This window comes from Serratia sp. EC4 (assembly GCF_059652115.1).
The window spans coordinates 699363-714838 of record NZ_JBNIDE010000001.1 but is presented as its reverse complement, the minus strand read 5'-3'; the positions used below and the strand labels follow the sequence as shown (position 1 = coordinate 714838).

Annotated in this window: 12 protein-coding genes; 9 read left to right on the top strand and 3 right to left on the bottom strand. The window is 61.7% G+C overall.

Annotation, left to right across the window (positions count from 1 at the left end; genetic code table 11):
• The first annotated feature begins 138 nt into the window (after window positions 1-138).
• From ACP39K_RS03330 to ACP39K_RS03300, 7 genes are all read left to right on the top strand, one after another.
• Window positions 139-1707, top strand: a complete 1569-nt coding sequence (locus ACP39K_RS03330; RefSeq protein WP_060444646.1) for an ABC transporter substrate-binding protein — start codon at window positions 139-141, stop codon at window positions 1705-1707.
• A complete protein-coding gene (locus tag ACP39K_RS03325) occupies window positions 1707-2762 on the top strand; it encodes an ABC transporter permease (protein WP_033640041.1) in 1056 nt (351 codons plus the stop codon). The genes ACP39K_RS03330 and ACP39K_RS03325 overlap by 1 nt, the downstream gene beginning before the upstream one ends.
• On the top strand, window positions 2759-3628 hold the full coding sequence (locus ACP39K_RS03320; protein WP_033640042.1) for an ABC transporter permease: 870 nt from the start codon (window positions 2759-2761) through the stop codon (window positions 3626-3628). The genes ACP39K_RS03325 and ACP39K_RS03320 overlap by 4 nt, the downstream gene beginning before the upstream one ends.
• Window positions 3618-4460 (top strand): ABC transporter ATP-binding protein, encoded by an 843-nt coding sequence (locus tag ACP39K_RS03315; protein WP_016927340.1) that lies wholly within the window; start codon window positions 3618-3620, stop codon window positions 4458-4460. The genes ACP39K_RS03320 and ACP39K_RS03315 overlap by 11 nt, the downstream gene beginning before the upstream one ends.
• Window positions 4457-5128 carry an ABC transporter ATP-binding protein gene (locus ACP39K_RS03310; RefSeq protein WP_033640043.1) on the top strand — a complete coding sequence of 224 codons (672 nt, stop codon included), beginning with the start codon at window positions 4457-4459 and terminating at the stop codon, window positions 5126-5128. The genes ACP39K_RS03315 and ACP39K_RS03310 overlap by 4 nt, the downstream gene beginning before the upstream one ends.
• 132 nt (window positions 5129-5260) lie before the next feature.
• Window positions 5261-6835 (top strand): ABC transporter substrate-binding protein, encoded by a 1575-nt coding sequence (locus ACP39K_RS03305; protein WP_497008295.1) that lies wholly within the window; start codon window positions 5261-5263, stop codon window positions 6833-6835.
• A gap of 231 nt (window positions 6836-7066) precedes the next feature.
• A complete protein-coding gene (locus tag ACP39K_RS03300) occupies window positions 7067-8677 on the top strand; it encodes a hypothetical protein (RefSeq protein ID WP_497008294.1) in 1611 nt (536 codons plus the stop codon).
• Here the strand turns inward: ACP39K_RS03300 and ACP39K_RS03295 are convergent.
• Window positions 8674-9342, bottom strand: coding sequence for a prepilin peptidase (locus tag ACP39K_RS03295; protein WP_033640046.1), 669 nt, complete (start codon window positions 9340-9342; stop codon window positions 8674-8676). The two genes, ACP39K_RS03300 and ACP39K_RS03295, sit on opposite strands and share 4 nt — an antisense overlap.
• A 429-nt stretch (window positions 9343-9771) precedes the next feature.
• Here ACP39K_RS03295 and ACP39K_RS03290 point away from each other — a divergent pair, with 429 nt between their 5' ends.
• Entirely contained in the window at window positions 9772-11283 is a 1512-nt protein-coding gene (locus ACP39K_RS03290; RefSeq protein WP_048795323.1) for a YchO/YchP family invasin, read from the top strand.
• Here ACP39K_RS03290 and narL read toward each other — a convergent pair.
• Both narL and narX read right to left on the bottom strand, forming a co-directional pair.
• The gene (gene narL, locus ACP39K_RS03285) at window positions 11280-11930 is read right to left on the bottom strand and encodes a two-component system response regulator NarL (RefSeq protein ID WP_016927346.1); all 651 of its coding nucleotides are present in this window, start codon (window positions 11928-11930) and stop codon (window positions 11280-11282) included. The genes ACP39K_RS03290 and narL overlap by 4 nt on opposite strands.
• Window positions 11931-11940: 10 nt before the next feature.
• Window positions 11941-13725 (bottom strand): nitrate/nitrite two-component system sensor histidine kinase NarX, encoded by a 1785-nt coding sequence (gene narX, locus ACP39K_RS03280; protein WP_060444650.1) that lies wholly within the window; start codon window positions 13723-13725, stop codon window positions 11941-11943.
• Window positions 13726-14074: 349 nt separating this feature from the next.
• Between narX and ACP39K_RS03275 the strand changes: the two genes are divergently transcribed.
• Complete coding sequence (locus ACP39K_RS03275; protein WP_033640048.1) at window positions 14075-15469, top strand: NarK family nitrate/nitrite MFS transporter; 1395 nt, start codon at window positions 14075-14077, stop codon at window positions 15467-15469.
• Window positions 15470-15476 lie beyond the last annotated feature (7 nt).

The window sequence follows — 15476 nt, the reverse complement described above, 5'->3', positions numbered from 1 at the left end:
ATCGCCTGCCTAATAATCAAAATCCCATCTATATACATAAAAAGAATATCTATAGTGATTTAAGTACCTTCAGCTGCCGATCGTGCTCGCATACACTCGCAAAATTATTATAAATTCCATCCGCTTGGAGAGTTTCAGATGAAAGCGCTCGTTCCTTCTTTGCTGTTTTTGGCCGTGGCGGCCAGCGTAAACGCACAGGCGGCGACGCCGGCCAACACGCTGGTGATCGCGCAATCTATCGATGACGTGGTCAGCTTTGACCCGGCCCAGGGATTTGAGTTAACCACGGTGCAGTCGTTCAACAGCCTGTATCAACGTCTGATCCAGTCAGATCCGCACAATCCCATCGATCTTAAACCAACCCTGGCCAGCAGCTGGAAGGCCGGCGCCGACGACCGCAGCCTGACTTTCAGCCTGCGCCCGGACGCCACGTTCGCCAGCGGCAATCCGCTGCGGCCGGAAGACGTGATCTTCTCGCTTTCACGGGTGGTTAAACTCAATCTCGAACCGTCGTTTATCCTGACGCAGCTGGGCTGGAACGCGAAGAACGTGGAGCAACACCTGAGCAAGGTGGACGAACATACGGTAAAAATCAGCTGGAGTGAGAACGTCAGCCCGGCCTTCGTGCTCAGCCTGCTGTCGGCGCCGGTATCCTCGATCGTTGACGCCAAAGAGGCGCTGGCGCACCAGCAGGGCGACGATCTGGGGCATCAATGGTTGAACAGCCACTCCGCTGGCAGCGGCCCTTACAAAATCCGCACCTATGTGCCGCATGAAGTGGTAGTGCTGGACGCCAATCCCGGCTCGCCGGAAGGGGCGCCGACGCTGAAAACCATCCTGATCAAAAACGTGCCCGATCCGGCGGCGCGCCGTTTGCTGATCGAACAGGGCGATGCCGATATCGCCCGCAACCTGGGGGCGGACCAGATGGCGGCCCTGAAGGGTAAGCCGGGCGTCAAACCGTTGGCCATTCCTTACGCCTCGCTTTATTTCCTGCAGTTCAACGCCAAGGCGTCGCCGGCGCTCGGCAATCCGGCGTTCTGGGAGGCGGCGCGCTGGCTGTTCGATTACCAAGGCATCGCCGACGATCTGCTGAAAGGGCAATTCCAGAGCCATCAGGCATTCCTGCCGGACGGTTATCTGGGCGCGCTCAAGGATCAGCCGTACAGCTTCAATCCGCAGAAAGCCAAAGAAATACTGGCCAAAGCGGGGCTGAGCAACGTCAGTTTCCGCCTGGACGTCAACAACCAGCCGCCGTATCTGGATATCGCCCAGGCGCTGCAGGCCAGTTTTGCCCAGGGCGGCGTGAAGGTCGAACTGGTGCCGGGCATCAGTTCGCAGGTCTCCACCAAGGTGAAAGCGCTTAACTACGATGCGACGCTGACCTCCTGGGGGCCGGATTACTTCGACCCTAACACCAACGCCGCCGCCTTCGCCTACAACCCGGAAGACGGCAGCAAGACGCTGGCCTGGCGCGCCAACTGGCAGATCCCGGCGCTGAGCAAGCTGACGCTGGCCGCCACCGCGGAAAATGACACCGCCAAACGGGTGGCAGACTACCAGCAACTGCAAAAACAGGTGCAGCAAAGCTCGCCGTTTGTCATCGGCCTGCAGGCGCGCAGCCTGATTGCGGTGCGTGACAACCTCAAGGGCTATGTGCAGGGCATCAACCCTGACATGGTGTTCTACAGCAAGGTCAGCAAGTAATGGCCGCTGACCTGTCCGCCGGCGCCGGGGCGGCCCGGCGGTATTGGCGCTGGGGCGGGCGGCTGCTCGGCGGCGCGCTGTCTCTGGCGCTGACGTTGCTTGGCCTGCTGCTGTTCACCTTCATGCTGTCGCACCTGGCGCCGATCGATCCGGCGCTGCAGGTGGCGGGCGATCACGCCAGCGAAGCCACCTATGCGCAGGTGCGGCACGAGCTGGGGTTGGATCAGCCGCTGCCGGTGCAATTTTGGCGTTACCTGGTGCACCTGGCGCACGGCGATTTGGGCATTTCGCGTATTACCGCGCAGCCGGTGTTGAGCGATCTGTTGCGCACCTTCCCGGCGACGGTGGAGCTGGCCACCTGCGCCATTATCCTCGGCGCCCTCGGCGGCATTACGCTGGCGTTTCTGGCGGTGCTCAAACCGGGCAGTTGGCTGGATAACGCGGCGCGTCTGCTGTCGCTGATCGGTTATTCGGTGCCGATTTTCTGGCTGAGCCTGCTTGGGCTGTTGCTGTTCTACGCCACGCTGCATTGGTCGGCGGGGCCGGGGCGGCTGGACGACATTTACTTGTACAGCATGGAGCCGCGCAGCGGTTTCGTGTTGATCGACAGCTGGCTGTCCGGCGATCGTGAAATGTTCTACAACGCCATCGGCCACCTGTGGCTGCCGGTGGTGGCGTTGGCGCTGCTGTCGATGGCGGGCATCACCCGGCTGCTGCGGGCGGCGATGCTGGAAGAGTGCAACAAGGAATACGTGACGCTGGCGCGTTCCAAGGGCGCCGGCCGCCTGCGCATTCTGCTGCGCCATGTGTTCCCCAACGTGCTGGGCACGCTGATCACCGTACTGTCTCTCTCCTACGCCAGCCTGCTGGAGGGCGCGGTATTGACCGAAACGGTGTTCGCCTGGCCCGGCGTCGGGCGTTACCTGACCTCGGCGCTGTTTGCCGCCGACACGCCGGCGATCCTCGGCGCCACGCTGCTGATCGGCGCCTGTTTCGTGCTGTTGAATGCGCTGGCCGACGCCTTGACCTATTTAGTGGATCCGCGAACCCGATGAGCCAATATCTCTCTGAACACGAACCGCAAAGCGAGCCGGTCGTCGGTTACCGCCGCGGTCGACGTCTGACCACGCTGACGCTGGGCGCGGCGCTGGTGGCGATCCTGATCGTCACCGCGCTGCTGGCTCCGTGGCTGGCGCCTTTCGATCCCAATCTGCAGCATATCGAGCTGCGGTTACTGCCGCCTTCCGCCGCACATTGGCTGGGCACCGACGGCTTTGGCCGCGATTTGCTATCCCGCGTGATTTACGGCGCGCGGCCGACGCTGATCCTGGTGTCGCTGATTCTGGTGTTGACCATTCCCATCGGCCTGCTGGTCGGCATTTGCGCCGGTTACCTCGGCGGCTGGGTCGAGCGCATTTTGATGCGTCTGACCGACATTTTCCTGTCGCTGCCGAGTCTGGTGATCGCGCTGGCGTTCGTGGCGGTCATGGGACCGGGGCTGATGAACGGCGCGCTGGCGCTGGCATTGACCAGTTGGCCGGCCTTTGCCCGCCAGGCGCGGGCCGAAACCCTGGCGCTGCGCCGCAGTGACTACCTGGCGGCGGCGCGCATGCAGGGCATCAACGGGTTGCGGCTGATGGTCGGCCACATTTTGCCTTTATGCCTGCCGAGTGCGGTGGTGCGTGCGGCGCTGAGCCTGGGCGGCATCATCCTGTCCGCCGCCGGTCTGGGGTTCCTCGGCATGGGCGTCGCGCCGCCGACCGCCGAATGGGGGTCGATGGTGGCCGAAGGCAGTAAAGTGATTTTCGACCAATGGTGGGTCGCCGCCGCGCCAGGCGGGGCGATCCTGTTCGCCAGCCTGGCGTTTAACCTGCTGGGCGATGGCCTGCGCGACAAAATGGATCCTCGTCATGGGCACTGATAACACGTTATTGACCGTTGAACGGCTGGCGATCGGCGTGCCGGGGCCGCAGCCGGCGGCGCTGGTGAAGAATATCTCGTTCAGCATGGGGCGGGAGCGGCTGGCGCTGGTCGGCGAGTCCGGTTCCGGCAAATCGTTGACCGCGCGTGCGCTGATGGGGCTATTGCCGCCGCCGTTGCAGCTGCAGGCGCAGCGCCTGACGCTGGGCGACGAAGACTTGACGCGCCTGAGCGAGCGCCAGTGGAGCCGCCTGCGCGGCGACCGGGTGGCGATGGTGATGCAAGATCCCAAGCATGCGTTGAATCCCAATCAGCCGATCGGCCGTCAGGTGGAGGAACCGCTGGTGTTGCATGCCAAGCTGAGCCGCGCCGAGCGGCGTGAAAAAGTGCTGGAGATGCTGGCGGCGGTGGGATTGCCCGATCCGGCGGCGCTGTGCGGCCGTTATCCGCATCAGCTCTCCGGCGGCATGGGGCAGCGGGTGATGCTGGCCATTGCGTTGATCAACGATCCGCAGCTGTTGATTGCCGATGAACCGACTTCGGCGCTGGATCACCAGATGCGCGATCAGGTGCTGCAACTGATAGACAATCTGGTGGCGCAACGCAACATGGGGCTGATCCTGATCAGCCACGATTTGCAGCAGGTGGCGCACCACTGCGAGCGGGTGCTGGTGATGTACAAAGGCGAGCTGTTGGATCAACTGCCGGCAGCAGAGCTGGCGCAGGCCACGCATCCTTATACTCGCACGCTGTGGGCGTGCCGGCCGAGCCGCGAGACGCGCGGCAAACCGCTGCCAGTGCTGGACCGCGCGCTGTTGGAGACGTTGAAATGAGCGTAATTGCACTGGAGAACCTGAGCGTCAGTCACCGCCAGGGCTACGAGCTGCGCACCGTGGTGCATGAGGTTAACCTGCACATCGAACCGGGTGAGTGTTTCGGGCTGGTGGGGCCTTCCGGCTGCGGCAAGTCCTCGTTGCTGTGGGTGCTGGCCGGGCTGAATGGCAACTGGCAGGGCGGTTTTGAGCTGCTGGGGCGGCGGCTGCAACCGGGGCAGGCATTTACCGGCGAACTGCGGCGCGAGGTGCAGATGGTGTTTCAGGATCCCTATGCTTCGCTACACCCCAAGCACCGGCTGTTGCGTACGCTGTCGGAACCGCTCAAATTGATGCAGGAAAGCGACATCGAACGCAAGATCAGCGCGGGCTTTCGCCAGGTGGGGTTGGATCCGCGCCTGCTGGATCGCTACCCGCATCAGCTGTCGGGCGGCCAGCGGCAGCGCGTGGCGATCGTGCGCGCATTGTTGCTGCGGCCGAAGTTGCTGCTGCTGGATGAACCGACTTCGGCGTTGGACATGTCGGTGCAGGCGGAGATCCTCAATCTGCTCAACGAGCTGAAACAGGCGGGCGATCTGACTATGGTGCTGGTCAGCCACGATGCGGACGTGATTGACCACATGTGCGATCGTTCGGTGGCAATGGCGCACGGCCGCATCATCGTTTGACCCAATGCCCGCCAATGCGGCGGGCATATCCATCTTGGTAATAAATAAAGCAATTTATCGTCGTTCTTCTGTTAATTCTTACCCCCTACACTCGAAAAACAACGCAACCGCGTGATTGTGGAGAGTGTATCGATGAAACGGTTAATCCCAACCTTATTGTATGGCGCGCTGGCGGCCGCTTTCGGTGTGCAGGCTGCCACCCCGCAGGATACCTTGGTGGTGGTCAGTTCGTTGGAGGGCATTATCAGCCTCGATCCGGCGGAGAGCTTTGAAACCGTCAGCTCGGCCAATCTGGTCAACCTCTATCAGCGCCTGGTGGCGCCGGATCGCGCCGCGCCGCAAAAGCTGGTGCCGGACGCCGCAGGCAGTTGGCAAGCGGGCGCCGATGGCCGCAGCCTGACCTTTACCCTGAAACCGCAGCAGCGTTTCGCTTCCGGCAATCCGCTGCGGCCAGAAGATGTGATTTTTTCGCTGGTTCGCGCGGTGAAGCTGAACAAGGCGCCGTCGTTTATTCTCGGCGAGTTTGGCTGGACGCCGGATAACGTTGAGCAGCAGCTGAAGAAGGTGGGAGATAACCAGGTGCAACTCAGTTGGCCCGCCAACATCGGCAGCGAATTGGCGCTGCGGCTGCTGACGGCGAATGTGGCTTCGATCGTGGATGAAAAGCTGTTGAACGAGCACGCGCAGCAGGGGGACTACGGTAACGCCTGGCTGCGCAGCCATTCCGCCGGCGGCGGCCCGTATCGAGTGAATAACTATGTGCCGCATGAAGCGCTGCTGTTTGGCCGCAATGAGTACGCCCCGTCGCCGGCAAGGTTGAAAACGGTGTTGTTCAAGAACGTCAGCGACGCCGGCACCCGCCGTTTGCTGTTGCTGAAAGGGGATGCCGACGTGGCCTACGATCTGGGCGCCGACCAGTTCGACTCACTGCGCAACGCGTCTGGCGTGCGCATCGAGCAGGCCGATGCGCCCCGGATCTATTACCTCGGTTTCAACACCGGCAGCAAAGACAATCCGGCGCTGGGCAATCCGGCGTTGTGGCAGGCGGCGCGCTGGCTGGTCGATTATCAGAGCATCGCCGAGCAACTGCTGAAAGGGCAATATCGCGTGCATCAGGCCTTCTTGCCGCAGGGATTGGACGGGGCACTCGACGATCGGCCGTTTAAGCTCGACGTGGACAAAGCCAAACAGATCCTGCGCGATGCCGGCATCGCTGAAGGTACGCGCATCGATCTTATCGTCATCAACCAACCGCCGTATACCGACATCGCGCAGGCGCTGCAGGCCAGTTTTGCGCAGGCCGGGCTGCGGTTGGATATCCATCCGGTGGTAGAAAGCGATCTGTGGGGCAAGATGCGCGGCCGCGATTTTCAGGCGATCTTCACCTACTGGGGCGCCGACTACCTGGATCCGAACACCAACGCCAGCGCCTTTGCCTATAACGTGCCCGGTGGGCCGAAAACCCTGGCCTGGCGCACCCAGTGGGGCATTCCCGCCATCAGCGCGGAAACGCGCGCCGCGGCTGCGGAGGGGAACAGCGCCGCGCGCAGCGCACGTTACGTCACGTTGCAACGGGAATTGCAGGCCAGCTCGCCCTATGTGGTGGCGCTGCAGGGGCAAACGCTGGTGGCATTGCGGGACAACGTCGAAGGTGCCCGGCTGGATATCGCCAACAGCATGCTGTATCTGGATCGGGTCAGCAAGTAGCGGCAACGCCGCGCGCCTGGCCGAGCTTTCTGTCGCACCAAAGGCCAACAGCGAGTGAAATCGCTTGCTGTTGCCACCTCGAATCGCGAGATGTTGTGTCAGGGTGAAATAAAATGAAATTTCATAACGCGCTCATATGACGGTGATAGATTGGCACTGAAAGGCGGCGTTGTTTACGCCTTTCACCGCGGTCGTCCGCAATGATGCGGACACATCACGTCAGGAGATATTATGGACAATAACGAAAACGCTTCAGGAGCGCGCGCAGCAAGCTTGCTCGCCGCCGGTGAGGTTGTTACGCCGGAACAGTTTTATCAGGACAGCGACGGAAGCAACTGGGGGCCGGCGATCAACAAAGCGGCGGCGGCGGCGCTGCAAGCCGGCGGTACGCTGTCCCTGGGGAAGCGGGTGTATACGGTCGCTGGACATGTACTCATTCAGACGACAACGGACATCTACGGCGGCATCGGTTTGCGGGTGGTCGGATTGGGGCGGGCGACCAAAATTGTCAAGACTGCGGACAGCAGTTACACCAACGAACAGGGCGAAACGAAGAAAGCGGTGATCGTGGTGAAAGGCTTCGCCAATCTGACGCTGCACGGCTTGACGCTGCGGGATGATACCGGCGTAGATGACACCCACGGCGTGTGGTTCAGCGATCGCAACATGACGAAGTTTGATATTCGCGACATCTACACCAAGGTCGGCGGTTATTCGCTGTTTGTCTCGGGCGACATGTTCATTAACTGGCTGGTGAACGTGCAGATGGAGGCAAATGCCAATCGCCCGGGCGATGGGGTGCTGTGGATGGACAAGTCCGGCACCACCAATTTTATAGACGGCCTCTACGCCGCTCGCGCCAAGGGGACTGCGTTCAGAATTTCAGGGTTTTACTCTACTATCGGCTCGTTGGCTGCGGATGACTGCATCGGCGATATCTACTCTTTCAAAGATTTTAACGGCACGATCAATTCGTTGGGTTGCGAGAACCGCAATACGCAGCGCGCCGCCAATGTCAGCGTGTTGTCCACCAACTTTGCCCAGGGCACGATAGGCAATATCAATATCCAGGACGCGCAGAATGTGGAGAGTAGGGGCGTGTTGTGCCGATTCATCAACGAATCTCGTTGGGATATCGGTCAGTTGACTCTTTACAGCGGTTCTAAGACGCCTTTCCCGGCGGCGATCGCCGCCTGCAGCAACAATACCGAGGTAACCTTCAGTAACGTATACAACGGCGGCGTCCCGGTGGCCGGCAAAAGCACCGTCGATGTGACATCGTTTTTAAGCGGGGTCGAAGCGATGTACAGTCTGGGCGAGCGGGGAATTGCCCCTTCCGCCACCAGCAACCATTTGCCGCGCAATATCTCGAAACAGCAATCGTGGACTTTTTTAGGCACCCTGACCGCGCCGGATCGGCAACCTACAACGCGCATTACTCTTCAACAGGGCGTAAGCACCAAGGTGCTGGCGTGCGATTTATATATCACGTTCGATCTGTCTTCGCAGGCGACCGCCTTTGTCGTCAATAAAGGCAGCTATAGCGCGAAAGGCGCCTTTATGTTGCGGCGCACCGGGCCGTTGAGCTGCGAAATATATTACCGCGTCGAGAAAGATTTCGGCTTTGGCAGTTATCAGGTGCAGACTACGCGCGGCAGTTACTGGCGGCCGGACGGCGTTTCATTGAGCACGCCCCCCTCCGATGCGTTGGAAATCCGCAGCGATGAGGTGTTATCCACGACCAGGCTCGCGGTGATCCAGCCACTGGCCAATCCGACAACGGCCAGCACGGCGGAAGTGGCCGGATTGCTCAATCGGCTGATCGAGACACTGAAGAACTAACCGAATAACGCCGGCGCGTTCTGGCCGGCGTCCATCAAGAGCAACAGCCAGCCGGCGGCCGCCAAGGCGATGCCGAAAGGTTGCCGCGTTCGCCAGGCGCGGCGGTTGCGTCGGCCGCGGGTCAATGCCATGCCTAATCCGAACATGGCCGCCAGACAGACCAACAGCGGCAGCATCGTCCAACCGAGCCAGGCGCCCAGCGCCGCCAGCAGTTTGAAATCACCCTGGCCGATGCCGTCACGCCGCCGCACTTGCCGATAAAGCGCGTTGAGTAGCCACAACCCCCCGTAGCCGGCGGCGGCGCCGATAACCGCGTCGCTCAGCGTCGCCCAGCGAGCGTCAAGATTGCACAGCATCCCGCCCCACAGCAGCGGCTGGGTCAACCGGTCCGGCAGCCACCGGTGGCGCCCGTCTAGCCAGGCCAGGGCGATCAGCAGCGCCGCGGCCGGGGGCAACCACAGCCGGTGCGCTGCCGGCAGGTCGAAGGGCAGCGCCGTCAACGCCAAACCGAAGGCCGTCAGCAGCAGGCTGCGGCGGCGCAATCTCGGTGGGCTGGCGCGCACGGCCACCGTTCGCTCCAACCGGGTGATGAGCGCGAAGGCGACCATACCTGCCGACAGCAGCGCGGTGAAAAACAGCGCGGGCCACAGTAAGGAAAGAAACATCGAGACTCCGTCAGTCGTGAAATAGATGTTTAAAATAACGGCAAAATGCGTATTTCATCGGGGTGAAATGCGGTGAGTGGCGAGGAATGCGCAGTCGTACGCATCGCCACTTCACGTATTGCAGAGTGATGCAATGTCATGCGCGGAGGCGCGCAGCAGTGGGGTGTTGCGTTGTTTATCGGCAAAATCGGCGCTGAAATAGTGTGAATTCACCTGGCGGCCGGAATGGATCGGTAAATGGCGTAAGTGACGGCGTCACTGGGGAGCAATTGGGGTTTATCCTATTGTTTCTGTTCGTCAAGCCGTTAGGCTTTAAGGGAGAGGCGCCCCGGCCTTGATGGGGCGTAGGGTATCCAGATCTGCCGCGGGAAAGGCGACAGCAAAGCAGTGGGTTGGCACGCTCCAGGAGGGAGGGTGGCCAACGGTGCCATGAAAGACGAAATTCAGGCGGGACTCATCAAAACCAAAAAACGACTCTGGCACAGCCGCCAGACGGTGTGGCTGACCGGGACGCTGGTGTGGCTGGCCGGCGCGGCGCCCGCATGCGCCGAATCCCCGCCGGCGCCGGCGAGCGTTGTCTCTTCCGAACCGGCCGCCGCAGATCCGGTCGCGAATTTGCCCGAACTGGGCGGCGCGCCCGATGACGCCGCGCGCGAGAAGCAGTGGGCCGAGATGGCCAAGCAGTTCGGCGAAAAAGATCTGAATAACGTTTCCCGTCAGCAGATGCGCAGCCGCGCCGAGGATTATCTGCTGGGCCAGGCGACCGGCGCGCTGCAACAGCAGGCGCAGGCGCTGTTGTCGCCGCTGGGCACCGCCCGGTTATCGCTGAAGATGACCGGTGAGGGGGACTTTACCGGCAGCAACGGGCAGTTATTCAGCCCGCTGTACGACGTCGACGGATTGCTGACCTATAGCCAGATCGGCTGGTTGCAGCAAAGCGCCGGGGCGCTCGGTAATTTCGCGCTGGGGCAGCGCTGGATCGCCGGTGACTGGCTGCTGGGGTACAACACGGCGCTCGACAGCGATTTCGCCCGGCAGCGCAATCGCGGCAGCGTCGGCGCGGAGGCCTGGGGAGACTACCTGCGTTTCTCCACCAACTATTACTACCCGCTGTCGGCGCTGGCGCAACAGCCTGGCGATGGCGTGTTTTTCAGCCGCCCGGCGCGCGGTTACGACATCACGACGCAAGGCTATCTGCCGTTTTATCGCCAGATCGGCGGTTCGCTCAGCTATGAACAGTATCTCGGCGATAATGTCGATCTGTTCGGCAGCGGCAAAAAACAAAACGATCCGCGCGCGATGCAGCTGGGGCTCAATTACACCCCGGTGCCGCTGGTGACGATGAAGGCGCTGCATAAGATTGGCGCGGGCGGGCAGAGCCAGGATCAGGTCGAGCTGGCGCTGAGCTATCGGCTCGGGGTGCCGTTGGTGAAGCAGATTTCGCCGGAGTATGTGGCGCAGGCCAAGTCGCTGCGCGGCAGCCGCTACGATCCTATCGAACGCAAGAACGTGCCGGTGCTGGAGTTCCGCCAGCGCAAAACGCTGCAGGTGTTCCTGGCCACGCCGCCGTGGAGCCTGCAGGCGGGGGAAACCGTGCCGCTGGTGTTGGAAATCAAGGCGCTGAACGGCATCGCTCACGTCAGTTGGCAGGGGGATACGCAGGCGCTGAGCCTGACGCCGCCGCACAACGCCAACGATCCGCAGGGCTGGACGGCGATCGTGCCGCCGTGGGACGACGCGCCGGGCGCCGCCAACAGCTACCGGCTATCGGTCACGCTGGAGGACGATAAACAGCAGCGCGTGACGTCCAACTGGATAGAGCTGAAAGTGGCGCCGCCGCTGACGGCGACCGCCGGTGATGAAGCGGGCCTGCCGCCGATCAAAACCCTGACGCCGCCGCCGATCCCGGCGCAAACCGGGCCGCTGTACGGCGGCGATTAACCGTTTTTACCCTGCAGCACCCACACGGCGGCCTCGACGCGGGATTTGAGCTTCATCTTTTTCAGCAGGTGTTTGACGTGCACCTTGACGGTGCTTTCGGTGATGGTGAGGCGGCGGGCGATCAGCTTGTTCGGCAGCCCCTGGGCGATCAGCTTCAGGATATCCCGTTCGCGCGGCGTCAATTGCTGAATATCGCGATCGGCGCTGGGGCGGTTTTCCCGCAGGCTGGCGGCGAGGATCGGCGTCAGCGTTTCGCTGAGCACCATCTGCCCGGCCGCCGCCTGATGCAGCGCCTTCAGCAGATCCTCCGGCTCCATGTCTTTCAACAGATAGCCGTCGGCGCCGCGTTTGAGCGCGCTGACGACGTCGTCTTCATGGTTGGACACGCTGAACACCACAACGCGCCCCGACAGGTCGGTCTGGCGCAGGCGATCCAGCGTTTCCAGCCCGTTGATGCCGGGCATGTTGAGGTCGAGCAGGATCAGATCCGGATCGTGCTGCTCCGCCAGCGTGACCCCTTGTTCTCCGTTGCTGGCTTCGGCGATGACCTGCAGGCGAGCGTCCATGCCAATCAGCTGTTTTACGCCGTTGCGCAGCATCGGGTGGTCGTCGATCAGTAAGATTGTGGCGGCGGTTTCTGTCGTCATGGTGTCTCCGTTAGTCGATGGCGTGGTTATCCGGCGTGAAGCTGACCCGCACCTCGGTGCCGCCGCCGCTGCGCGGTAAAATGTCGCAACGGCCGTGCAGGCTCTTGGCGCGATCGCGCATGATGATCAAGCCGTAATGGTCGGGGCGAGACGTCTCGGCCGGCAGGCCGCGTCCGTTGTCGCATACGCTCAGGGTCACTTCGCCCCGTTTATTGATGACCTGAATGCTCACCTCGCTGGCGGCGGCATGCTTAAGGATGTTGCTGAGCGCCTCGCGGGCGATCTGCAGGAGGTGAATGGCTTGATAGGCGGGCACCGTGCGCGGCCCCAGTTGGTAATCGAGGCTGATGTTCAGGCCCAGTTTGGGATTGAACTCCGCTACCGTCGATTGCAGCGCCGCCAGCAGGCCCGGCTCGGTCAGCTGCAGGCGGAAGGTGGTCAGCAGCTCGCGCAGCTGGCGATAGGCGCCGTTCAGCTCTTCGCGCATCTGCTGCACCAGCGCCTGGCTGGCGGGCGAGAGCGTTTCGCCCTGCATCTGCAGGCAGGCGATCTGCATTTTCAGGCAGGAGAGCGATTGGGCGATGGAGTCGTGCAGCTCGCGGGCGATCGCCGCCCGTTCTTCCATCAACATCAGCTGCTGCTGGTGGTCTACCTGACGTTCGATGGCCAGCACGCTGGTCAGTTGCTCCACCAAAGTGTTGACCAGCTGGCGGTGCTCATCGTTCAGCGGCTGTTGCGGCGCATGTTGCGCCACGATCACGCCGTAGTCGCCAAGCTTGTCGCTCAGGCTCCAGCTCAGCGACGGGCTGTCGGGATGCTGGCGGTCGCTGTCGTGCAGGCAGGCGCTGCACACCGGATTATGGCAATGCTCCGGCCGCAACGGCTGGTTGCCGCTCAGCTGCAGCAGCGGCTCCCGGCTGTCGTTTTCATACAGCCGCACCTGAATGGCGCGCAGCGGCGTCAGGATTTGCAGTTGGTTGAGCAGCGGCGTCAGGCGGCTGCACAGCGGCTCGCTGGCGTGCAGCAGGCGGCTGGCGCGATAGAGAAAGCTCAGCATCTGATTTTTTTGCTGCAGGTCCGCGGTCTTCTCGGCCACGCGCTGCTCCAGCCCGCTGTAGGTGGCCGACAGTTCGTCGGACATGGTGTTCAACGCGCCGCCGAGCGACGCCATTTCATCCTGATGGCCGCGCTGCGCGAAGCGGCGGCTAAAATCACCGCGGCCCACCGCCAACGCCATTTCCACCAGCTGTCGCCACGGATGCAGCAACCGGCGGCGCAGGTAGCAGGTGGTGCCGATCAGCAGCAGCAGGGTCAGCGCGATAAAGCCGGCCTGCACCAGCGTCACCATCAGCAGGCGGCGCTCGGTTTGCCTGTCGATATCCGACACCAGCTTATCCAACAGCTGCACGAAGTGCGCCACCTGCGGCGCGGCGTCGGCCGGGCGCTGCGCGCTGCGCAGGCGAGGTTGCAGGGTCTGTTGCCAGTAGTCGCGCAAGGCGTCGAAAGGTTGCGTCAACCCTTCCTGTTCCACCGAACGCTGCAGGTCGGGGCTGTTTTCGTCGCGCTCCAGTTCGCGGATCAACGCTTCATGCCGTTCATCCAGCGGCACCTGCGCCAGCAGACGGTAGCTTTGCATACGCAGCGAGCCGGCCTTGTTGATGGCATGCGCGTTGCCCTGAATGCTTTGCGACATCCAGGCGGAAATCCCCATGCCGGCCACGCCCAGAATGCCCGACAGCAACATCAGCAGGGCGACCTGATTCACGATCGAAAGCGGGGCCAACAGGCGTTTCATAAGCGCGGGTTCCTGGCATTTGGCGCCGCTGAAGCTCAGGGGCGAAGGCGGCGACGGGGTAAACAAGTAACGATTCAGCCGTATTTTTGATTATCCCTGAGCATAACCCCATACCTCGAATGAAGTACCCATTAGTTTCCAGGGGGGCGGCGAAGCGGTGAGGATGACGAAGTGCTTCATTCTAATTTATTGATTGTAAATGATTTAATTTTTATCCGGAACGTACCCCTAAGGGGATGAAGGCGCTATTTGTGCCGCCAACTACTTGCATTCGGGTTGATATACATCAACTTTGCCGCCGGGGCCGCCCCCTAGGGTGTCGGAATAATCCCCCGTGTCTGAGGTTTTTATGTCGCAACTTGCAACGCCTTCATCAAAGAAAACCGGTGCGCTGATTCAGGATTGGCATCCTGAAGACAGCGCCTTTTGGCTGCAGCGTGGCCATCGCATCGCCACCCGCAACCTGTGGATTTCCATTCCCTGTCTGCTGCTGGCCTTCTGCGTCTGGATGCTGTTCAGCGCCGTGGCGGTCAACCTGAACAAGGTTGGCTTCAACTTTTCCACTGACCAATTGTTCCTGTTGACAGCGCTGCCGTCGGTCTCGGGCGCTATTTTACGCGTGCCGTATTCCTTCGTGATCCCGCTGTTTGGCGGCCGTCGCTGGACCGCTATCAGCACCTGCTTCCTGCTGGTGCCGTGCCTGTGGCTGGGATTCGCGGTGCAGGACAGCAGCACGCCGTACAGTGTATTCGTCATCATTTCCCTGCTGTGCGGTTTTGCGGGCGCCAACTTTGCCTCCAGCATGGCCAATATCAGCTTCTTCTTCCCGAAAGCGCGTCAGGGTGGCGCGTTGGGTCTCAACGGCGGGTTGGGGAATCTGGGCGTCAGCGTCATGCAACTGGTCGCGCCGTTGGCGATCTCTTTCAGCCTGTTTGGTCTGTTTGGCGGCACGGCGCAAGATCAGGCAGAAGGGGGGCAGCTGTGGCTGGAAAATGCCGCCTGGATCTGGGTACCGTTCCTGCTGGTCGCCACCTTGGCGGCCTGGTTCGGCATGAACGATCTGGCGGCTGCCAAGGCATCGCTGCGCCAGCAACTGCCAGTGCTCAAACGTGGGCATTTGTGGATGCTGAGTTTGCTGTACCTCGCGACCTTCGGTTCTTTCATCGGTTTCTCCGCCGGTTTCGCCATGCTGTCGAAGACGCAATTTCCGGAGGTCGTGATCCTGCATTACGCTTTCTTCGGGCCGTTCCTCGGTGCGCTGGCACGGCCGGTCGGCGGCGCGCTGTCTGACCGTTTCGGCGGCGTGCGGGTGACGTTGATCAACTTTGTGGTGATGGCCGTGTTCGCCGCGCTGTTGTTCCTGACCTTGCCGACAGCGGGCGAGGGCGGTTCGTTTATCGCCTTCTACGGCATCTTTATGGTGTTGTTCCTCACGGCGGGGCTGGGCAGCGGATCGACTTTCCAAATGATCGCCGTCATTTTCCGTAAAATCACTGTCGATCGCGTGAAAGCGGCCGGCGGCAGTGACGAGAGCGCACAGCGTGAAGCGGTGACGGACTCCGCCGCCGCATTGGGCTTTATCTCAGCGATCGGCGCCGCAGGCGGTTTCTTTATTCCCCAGGCATTCGGCACCTCGCTGGCGCTGACCGGTTCGCCGGCGGGGGCAATGAAAGTATTCCTGGTGTTCTATATCTTGTGTGTGGTCATCACCTGGGCGGTGTATGGCCGCAAGAAAAAGGCCTGAGTATCAA

Coding starts and splice junctions, on each gene's coding strand:
- ACP39K_RS03300 (WP_497008294.1), top strand. CDS start 7,067: ATGGACAATAACGAAAACGCTTCAGGAGCGCGCGCAGCAAGCTTGCTC.
- narX (WP_060444650.1), bottom strand. CDS start 13,725: ATGAAACGCCTGTTGGCCCCGCTTTCGATCGTGAATCAGGTCGCCCTG.
- narL (WP_016927346.1), bottom strand. CDS start 11,930: ATGACGACAGAAACCGCCGCCACAATCTTACTGATCGACGACCACCCG.
- ACP39K_RS03295 (WP_033640046.1), bottom strand. CDS start 9,342: ATGTTTCTTTCCTTACTGTGGCCCGCGCTGTTTTTCACCGCGCTGCTG.
- ACP39K_RS03315 (WP_016927340.1), top strand. CDS start 3,618: ATGGGCACTGATAACACGTTATTGACCGTTGAACGGCTGGCGATCGGC.
- ACP39K_RS03325 (WP_033640041.1), top strand. CDS start 1,707: ATGGCCGCTGACCTGTCCGCCGGCGCCGGGGCGGCCCGGCGGTATTGG.
- ACP39K_RS03275 (WP_033640048.1), top strand. CDS start 14,075: ATGTCGCAACTTGCAACGCCTTCATCAAAGAAAACCGGTGCGCTGATT.
- ACP39K_RS03320 (WP_033640042.1), top strand. CDS start 2,759: ATGAGCCAATATCTCTCTGAACACGAACCGCAAAGCGAGCCGGTCGTC.
- ACP39K_RS03330 (WP_060444646.1), top strand. CDS start 139: ATGAAAGCGCTCGTTCCTTCTTTGCTGTTTTTGGCCGTGGCGGCCAGC.
- ACP39K_RS03290 (WP_048795323.1), top strand. CDS start 9,772: ATGAAAGACGAAATTCAGGCGGGACTCATCAAAACCAAAAAACGACTC.
- ACP39K_RS03310 (WP_033640043.1), top strand. CDS start 4,457: ATGAGCGTAATTGCACTGGAGAACCTGAGCGTCAGTCACCGCCAGGGC.
- ACP39K_RS03305 (WP_497008295.1), top strand. CDS start 5,261: ATGAAACGGTTAATCCCAACCTTATTGTATGGCGCGCTGGCGGCCGCT.